Here is a 7,946-nt window from a genome sequence, read left to right as displayed (position 1 = left end):
GCCGACCTCGTCGTCCTCGCCTGCGGCGTCCGCCCGCGCACCGGGCTCGCGCACGGCGCCGGGCTGCCCGTGCGGTACGGCGTCCAGGTCGACGACACGCTCGCGTGCGCCCCGCACACGTACGCGCTCGGCGACTGCGCCGAACACCGCGGCATCACCCACGGACTCGCCGCGCCCGCCTGGGAACAGGCCGACGTGCTCGCCGCGCGCCTCTCCGGCGCCGCTCCCGGGGCCCGCTTCACCGGCACCCGCACCCTCGCCCGCCTCAGCGCGGGACCCGTCCAGTACACGGCCTTCGGGGAGCACGCGGCCGGTCCCGGCGTCGACGTGCTGCGCATCGGCGACGCCACGCGCGGCACGTACAAGAAGCTCCTGCTGCGCGGCGACCGCCTCCTCGGCGGCGTCCTCGTCGGCGATCTCGGCACGGCGGGCACGCTCGGCCGCGCCTGGCTGGACGACCGCCCGGCCGGCCCCGACCCGCTCTCCCTGCTCGTCGCCCCGCCCGCACCCGCCGTACGCCAGTGAAAGGCACCCGCATGACCGCGACCCCAGCGCCCCGCGAACTCGTCCTCGTCGGCCACGGCATGGTCGGCCAGCGCTTCCTCGAAGCCCTCGTCGCGCAGCCGGGCGCCGCCGCCTGGCACGTCACCGTCCTCGCCGAGGAGCCGCGCCCCGCCTACGACCGCGTCCACCTCAGCAGCTGGTTCACCGGCACGACCGCCGAGGAACTGAGCCTCGTCCCACCGGACTTCGTCGAACGCCACGGCATCACGCTCCACCTCGGCGACCCCGCCACCGCGATCGACCGCGCCGCCCGCACCGTCACCACGGCGAGCGGCCGCCGCCTGCCCTACGACGCGCTCGTCCTCGCGACGGGCTCGGCCCCCTTCGTGCCGCCCGTGCCCGGCAAGGACCTGCCCGGCTGCCACGTCTACCGCACGATCGAGGACCTTCAGGCCATCCGCGCGGACGCGGAGCGGGCGGACGCCGGGGTCGTCGTCGGGGGCGGGCTGCTCGGCCTGGAGGCGGCGGGGGCGCTCGTCGCGCTCGGCGTCGAGACGCACGTCGTGGAGTTCGCACCCCGCCTCATGGCGCTGCAGATCGACGACGGGGGCGGGCAGTTGCTCCGCGAGAAGATCGAGGAACTGGGCGTCGTCGTGCACACGGGTGTCGGCACCTCGGCCGTCCGCGCGGGCGAGGACGGCCGGGCCGCGCGCGCCGTCCTCTCCGACGACTCCGAACTCCCCGCCGGGCTCGTCGTCTTCGCCGCGGGGGTCCGCCCGCGCGACCAGCTGGCCCGCGCGTGCGGCCTGCCGGTGGGGGAGCGGGGCGGCGTCGTCGTGGACGAGGCGTGCCGCACCGAGGACCCGCACGTGTGGGCGATCGGCGAGTGCGCGCGGACCGCCGACGGGCGCGTGTACGGGCTCGTCGCGCCCGGGTACGCCATGGCCGAGGCGGCGGCCTCCCGGCTGTGCGGCGGCGAGGGCGCGTTCACCGGCGCCGACCTCTCCACCAAGCTCAAGCTCCTCGGCGTCGACGTGGCCGGTTTCGGTGACCCGCACGGCACCGCGGACGGCGTCCGCGAGGTGACCTTCTCGGACAGCCGTTCCGGCGTCTACAAGAAACTCCTCGTCGGCCCGGACGGCGCGCTCACCGGCGGCGTCCTCGTCGGCGACACCGAGGAGTACGGGACCCTGCGCGCCCTCACCCTCGCCGCGACCCCGCTCACCGTGCCGCCCGCGAGCCTCGTCCTGCCCGCGAGCGCGCGCGGCGGCGGCCCGGCCCCCGAACTCCCCGACGCCGCCGTCGTCTGCTCCTGCCACCACGTGAGCGCGGGCGCCATCCGCACCGCCGTGCGCGAGCAGGGCTGCGCCGACGTCGCCGCCGTCAAGAAGTGCACCAAGGCCGGTACCGGCTGCGGCAGTTGCACGGGAGCGCTCACGACGCTCGTACGCGGCGAACTCGCCGCCGGGGGCGAGCCTGCCCCGAGCGGCCTGTGCGAGCACTTCCCGCAGACGCGCGCCGAGTTGTACGAGATCATCCGCGTCACGGGCACCGCGAGCTTCGCCGCGCTGCTCGCCGCGCACGGCAGCGGCGAGGGCTGCGAGATCTGCAAACCCGTCGTCGCCTCGATCCTCGCCTCGCTCGACGGCGGCCACCTCCTCGACGGCGAACAGGCCGCCCTCCAGGACACCAACGATCACCACCTCGCCAACATCCAGCGCAACGGCTCCTATTCGGTCGTCCCGCGCGTCCCCGGCGGCGAGATCACCCCCGCGCAACTCATCGTGCTCGGCGAGGTCGCCCGCGACTTCGGCCTCTACACGAAGATCACCGGGGGCCAGCGCATCGACCTGCTCGGCGCCCGCGTCGACCAACTCCCGGCGGTGTGGCAGCGGTTGGTGGACGCCGGCTTCGAGTCCGGGCACGCGTACGGCAAGGCGCTGCGCACCGTGAAGTCCTGCGTCGGCGAGACGTGGTGCCGCTACGGCGTCCAGGACTCCACCGCGCTCGCGATCGCCCTCGAACTGCGCTACCGGGGCCTGCGCGCCCCGCACAAGCTCAAGTCGGCCGTCTCCGGCTGCGCCCGCGAGTGCGCCGAGGCCCGCGGCAAGGACTTCGGGATCATCGCGACCTCGAACGGCTGGAACCTGTACGTGGGCGGCAACGGCGGCACCACACCGCGCCACGCGGACCTCCTCGCGACCGACCTCGACACCACCGCGCTGATCCGCGTCATCGACCGCTTCCTCATGTTCTACATCCGCACCGCCGACCGCCTGGAGCGCACCTCGGCCTGGCTGGAACGCCTCGAAGGCGGCCTCGACCACCTCCGCGCCGTCGTCATGGACGACAGCCTCGGCATCGCCGCCGACCTCGACGCGCTCATGGAACGGCACGTCGCCCACCACACCGACGAGTGGGCCGCCGTCCTCGCCGACCCCGAACGCCTGCGCCGCTTCGCCTCGTTCGCCAACGCCCCCGGCACCCCCGACCCCACCGTCACCTTCGTCCCCGAACGCGGCCAGATCCGCCCCGCCCGCCCCGGCGAGCCCGGCACCCTGCTCGACACCCCGGCGACCTCCCGCGTCCTCATCCCGCTCCCCGCCGTCCCCGCAGCCCCCCGTGCCCAGGAGGCCCACCGATGACCGTGACCACCACCACCGCGCCCGCCCCGGCCGGGACCACTCCCACCGCCGTCGTCGAGATCCACGACGGCGAGCGCTGGCACCCCGTCGTCCCCTACGCCCACCTCACCCCGGGCCGCGGCGTCCCCGTCCTCGTCGACGGCGCCCAGATCGCCCTCTTCCGCGACCACGCGGGCAGCCTCCACGCCCTCGCCCACCGCGACCCCTTCAGCGGCGCCCACGTCATGGCGCGCGGACTGCTCGGCAGCCGGGGCGGCGTCCCCGTCCTCGTCTCGCCCATGTACAAGCAGGCCTTCGACCTGCGGACGGGGGAGTGCCTGGACGAGGCGACGGCCCCGGACGGCACGGAGGCGCGGCTGCGGGTGTGGCGGGTGCGGGTGGAGTGACGCCCCGTACCGCCGTGCCCCGCCCCGTGCCCGCACCGCTGTGCCCGCCCGTCCCGCTGTGCCCACCCGTTCCGCCCCGTGCGGAACGCCTGCCCGCAGCGGAGGTCGCCGAAGGAGTCCACCATGACCACCTCCCTCCGTCCCCCCGCGAGAACCGCCCCCCTCACCGCCGCCACCTGGAACCCCGAGGACCCCGTCTTCTGGGCCGCGACCGGGGCCCGTACCGCACGCCGCAACCTCGTCTGGTCCGTCTTCGCCGAGCACGTCGGCTTCTCGGTGTGGAGCCTGTGGTCCGTCCTCGTGCTCTTCCTCGGGCCCGAGTACGGGATCGACGCCGCGGGGAAGTTCCTGCTCACCGCCCTGCCCACCGCCGTCGGGGCCTGCCTGCGCATCCCCTACGCGAGCGCCGTCGCCGTCTTCGGCGGGCGCACCTGGACGGTCGTGAGCGCGCTGCTGCTGCTCGTCCCCGTCACGGTCACCGCCGTCCTGCTCGAACCGGGCGTCTCCTACGGCACGCTGCTCCTGTGCGCGGCGCTCGGCGGCTTCGGCGGCGGCAACTTCGCCTCCTCGATGGCGAACGTCAACGCCTTCTACCCGGCCCATCTCAAGGGCTGGGCGCTCGGCGTCAACGCGGGCGGCGGCAACCTCGGCGTCCCCGCGGTCCAGTTGCTCGGCCTCGCCGTGCTCGCCACCGCGGGGGCCGCGCACCCGCGCGTGCTCGTCCTGCTCTACGTACCGCTCGTCGTCATCGCGGCGCTGTGCGCGGCCCTGCGCATGGACGACCTGCGGCTGCCGCGCGCCACGTACCCGCTGCGCAAGCTCGTCGCCAGGCGCCACACCTGGCTCGTCTCGCTCCTCTACATCGGGACCTTCGGCTCGTTCATCGGCTTCTCGTTCGCCTTCGGGCAGGTCCTCCAGGTGCAGTTCGCCGACTCCTTCGCCACGCCGGTCGACGCCGCGTACCTCACCTTCGCCGGGCCGCTGCTCGGCTCGCTCGCGCGCCCCTTCGGCGGGCGGCTCGCCGACCGGTTCGGGGGCGGGCGCGTCTCGCTCGCGGCCTTCGCCGGCATGGCGGGCGGGGCGCTCCTCGCGCTGCTCGCCTCGCGCGCCCACTCGCTGCCGCTCTTCGTCGCGGCGTTCACCGCGCTCTTCGTGCTCAGCGGGGCGGGCAACGGCTCGACGTACAAGCTGATCCCCGCCGCGCCGCCCGAGCGCGACGCGGCCACGACCCGCTCGCGCGACAACGCGCTCATCGGCTTCGCGGGCGCGGTCGGCGCCTTCGGGGGCGTCCTCGTCAACATCGCCTTCCGCTAGTCGTTCCTGACGGCGGGCGAAGGGGACCTCGCCTACACGGCCTTCCTCGCGGTGTACGTCGTGTGCGGCGCGGTGACATGGACGGCGTACGCGCGCGGGGAACGGTGACGCGGGACGAGGGGGCCGGGGCGCGGTGACCCGTGGGGCTGGCCTTGACGCCGGGGTCAAGCCCTACCGTCGGGGCATGGACGACGGCGAGATGCGCATCGGCGAACTGGCCCAGCGCGCGGGCACCACGGCGCGGGCCCTGCGCTACTACGAGGCGCGCGGCCTGCTCGCCGCGCGGCGCGACGCGCACGGGCACCGCGTGTACGGGGCGGCCGACCTCGGCCTCGTCCGCCAGATCCGCACGCTCCAGGAGGTCGGTTTCGGCCTGGAGGAGACGCGGCCCTTCGTGGAGTGCCTGCGGGCCGGGCACGAGGAGGGCGACACCTGCCCCGCCTCGCTCGGCGTCTACCGCGCCAAGCTCGCCGAGATGGACGCCCTCGTCGCCCAGGTCCTCGCGGCCCGCGCCCGCGTCGCCGCGCAACTGACCCGCGCGGAGGCGGCGGTACGGGCCCTGGCGGGCGAGGCGCCCCCGGAGCCCGGCTGCGCCCTCGCCGCCGTACGCGACCACGCGGCACCCCGCCCCTCCCACACCCCGACCGGTAAGGAACCCCACCATGCTCGCCAGCCCTGACGTCCTCCACCTCACCGACGACCGCTTCGAGCCGGACGTGCTCCTGGCCCCCGGCCTCGTCCTCGTCGAGTTCACCGCGACCTGGTGCCCGCCCTGCCGCCAGCTCGCCCCCGTGCTCGCCGACCTCGCGCGGGAGCGGGCCGGTGCCTTGCGGGTCGTCGCGCTCGACGTGGACGAAGCACCGCTCACGGCCGCGCGGTACGGGGTGCTCGCCGCGCCCACGATGATCCTCTTCCGCGACGGCGAACCCCTCGGCAAGCTCGTCGGCGCCCGCTCGGGCCGCAAGCTGCGCGAGGAACTGGACCGGATGACCGCCTGACCTCCCGCGGAGGCCCCCCGCAACGCGAAAACGCCCCGGCCACTTGAGGCCGGGGCGTTTCGACGCGTATATTGAACAATTCCGCGCTGCCTGAATTCGGGCACACGGAAGTGCAATTACTCGAATCTTAGCGGGCAGGGAGCAGTCTTGTCAAACGAGACCGGCACGGCCGGGAACGGTCAAGAGGGGCGTCAGGACGAGCGGGGCCGCGAGGAGCTGCGTACCGAGCAGGCGTACGTGGATCTCCTGCACGCCTGCCTCGACGCGCTCAGGGACCGGGCCGAGGGCGCCGCCGAGGACGCCCTGCGCCCGGTCGGCAAGGGGCACCAGGCACAGCTGGAGCGCTCGATCGCCGCGTTCGAGTACGGCAGGACGCTCGCCGAACTCGACGGCGTCGAGGAAGGACTCTGCTTCGGGCGGATCGACCAGCACGACGGCGTGACGCACCACATCGGCCGCATCGGGCTGCGCGCCGACGACGGCGAGCGCACCCCGCTGCTCATCGACTGGCGCGCCCCCGTCGCACGCCCCTTCTACCTCGCCACGGGCCTGCACCCGATGGGCGTCCGCCGCCGCAGGCACCTGACGACCAAGGGCCGGACCGTCACCGCGCTGCACGACGAGACCCTCGACCTGACGGAGACCGCCCCCGGCGCCTTCGAGAACCCGAGCGGCGACGCCGTGCTGCTCGGCGCGCTCAACGCCGCGCGCACGGGACGCATGAGCGACATCGTGCGCACCATCCAGGCCGAGCAGGACGAGATCATCCGCGCCCCGCACCGCGGCGTCCTCGTCGTCGAGGGCGGCCCCGGGACGGGCAAGACCGCCGTCGCGCTGCACCGCGCCGCGTACCTCCTCTACACGGACCGCGAGCGCCTGCACCGCAGCGCGGTCCTGATCGTCGGGCCCGGCGGCGCCTTCCTCAACTACATCGGCGAGGTCCTGCCCTCGCTCGGCGAGACCGGTGTGTGGCTCGCGACGCCCGGCGAGCTGTACCCCGGCGTCAAGGCCACGGGGACGGACTCCCCGCGCGCGAGCGCCGTGAAGGGCGACGCGCGCATGGCGGACGTCCTCGCGAAGACGCTCGCCGACCGGCAGGCGCTCCCCGACCCCGTCCTGGAGATCGCGCACGAGGACTACGGGACCCTCACCCTCGACCGCGAGACAGCGGCCGCGGCGCGCGAGCGGGCCCGGTCCGCGCTCGTGCCGCACAACCTCGCCCGCCCCCACTTCGCCTTCCGCGTCATCGACGCGCTCACCGCCCAACTCGCCGACCGGCTCGGCGCGGACCCCTTCGGCGGCCCCAACTTCCTCGACCCCACCGACGTCGCCGAACTCGGCAAGGAGATCGCCGCGAGCCCCGCCGTGCAGGCCGCGATCGACACGCTGTGGCCCCGCCTCACCCCCGAGAAGTTCCTCGCCGACTTCCTCGCCGAGCCGGACGCCCACGGGCACCTGCCCGCCGAGGACGCCGACGCGATCCGCCGCGCCCCCGGCACGTGGTCCGGCAGCGTCTTCACGCCCGCGCCGTGGACCCCCGCCGACGTCGCGCTCCTCGACGAGGCCGCCGAACTCCTCGGCGAGGACGACAGCATGAGGCGCGCCGCCGAGGCGCGGCGGCGGCGCGAGGAGGCCGCGTACGCGCAGGGCGTGCTCGACGTCGCCGCCGCCTCGCGCACGTACGAGTTCGAGGACGAGGAGTCCGAGGTGCTCGGCGCGCAGGACATCGTGGACGCCGAACGGCTCGCCGAGCGGCACGAGGAGCGCGACCGGCGCAGCGCGGCCGAACGGGCGGCCGAGGACCGCACCTGGGCCTTCGGGCACATCATCGTGGACGAGGCGCAGGAGCTGTCCGCCATGATGTGGCGGCTGCTCATGCGGCGCAGCCCCAACCGCTCGATGACCCTCGTCGGCGACCCCGCGCAGACCGCCGACCCGGCGGGCATGCGCTCCTGGGACAGCGTCCTCGCCCCGTACGTCGGCGACCGCTACGCCTACCGCCGACTTGACGTCAACTACCGCACCCCGGCCGAGATCATGGACGTCGCCGCCGCCGTGCCGCGCGCCGCGGACCCGGACTTCGCCGCGCCGCGCTCGGT

6 protein-coding genes and 1 pseudogene are annotated in these 7,946 nt (G+C 75.0%); all 7 read left to right on the top strand.

Going from position 1 to position 7,946, the window contains the following annotated elements:
• On the top strand, positions 1–525 hold a 525-nt coding region (locus G3I42_RS31580), incomplete at its 5' end, for an FAD-dependent oxidoreductase (protein ID WP_164291115.1).
• A gap of 11 nt (positions 526–536) precedes the next feature.
• A complete protein-coding gene (gene nirB, locus G3I42_RS31575) occupies positions 537–3,149 on the top strand; it encodes a nitrite reductase large subunit NirB (protein ID WP_164291114.1) in 2,613 nt (870 codons plus the stop codon).
• Positions 3,146–3,535 (top strand): nitrite reductase (NAD(P)H) small subunit, encoded by a 390-nt coding sequence (locus tag G3I42_RS31570; RefSeq protein ID WP_164291113.1) that lies wholly within the window; start codon positions 3,146–3,148, stop codon positions 3,533–3,535. Before nirB ends, G3I42_RS31570 begins: the two co-directional genes overlap by 4 nt.
• Before the next feature lie 123 nt (positions 3,536–3,658).
• Positions 3,659–4,957: pseudogene (locus G3I42_RS31565) on the top strand (nitrate/nitrite transporter).
• Between the two features lie 91 nt (positions 4,958–5,048).
• On the top strand, positions 5,049–5,528 hold the full coding sequence (locus G3I42_RS31560; RefSeq protein ID WP_164291116.1) for a MerR family transcriptional regulator: 480 nt from the start codon (positions 5,049–5,051) through the stop codon (positions 5,526–5,528).
• The gene (locus G3I42_RS31555) at positions 5,512–5,847 is read left to right on the top strand and encodes a thioredoxin domain-containing protein (protein ID WP_164291112.1); all 336 of its coding nucleotides are present in this window, start codon (positions 5,512–5,514) and stop codon (positions 5,845–5,847) included. The genes G3I42_RS31560 and G3I42_RS31555 overlap by 17 nt, the downstream gene beginning before the upstream one ends.
• Before the next feature lie 147 nt (positions 5,848–5,994).
• On the top strand, positions 5,995–7,946 hold a 1,952-nt coding region (locus G3I42_RS31550), incomplete at its 3' end, for a UvrD-helicase domain-containing protein (protein ID WP_164291111.1).

Source organism: Streptomyces sp. SID11385, from assembly GCF_010548245.1.
Lineage (GTDB): Bacteria > Actinomycetota > Actinomycetes > Streptomycetales > Streptomycetaceae > Streptomyces.
Note: the sequence above shows the minus strand (reverse complement) of the source record. Positions and strands in the feature narration are given on the sequence as shown.

Coding starts and splice junctions, on each gene's coding strand:
- G3I42_RS31555 (WP_164291112.1), top strand. CDS start 5,512: ATGCTCGCCAGCCCTGACGTCCTCCACCTCACCGACGACCGCTTCGAG.
- G3I42_RS31570 (WP_164291113.1), top strand. CDS start 3,146: ATGACCGTGACCACCACCACCGCGCCCGCCCCGGCCGGGACCACTCCC.
- G3I42_RS31560 (WP_164291116.1), top strand. CDS start 5,049: ATGCGCATCGGCGAACTGGCCCAGCGCGCGGGCACCACGGCGCGGGCC.
- nirB (WP_164291114.1), top strand. CDS start 537: ATGACCGCGACCCCAGCGCCCCGCGAACTCGTCCTCGTCGGCCACGGC.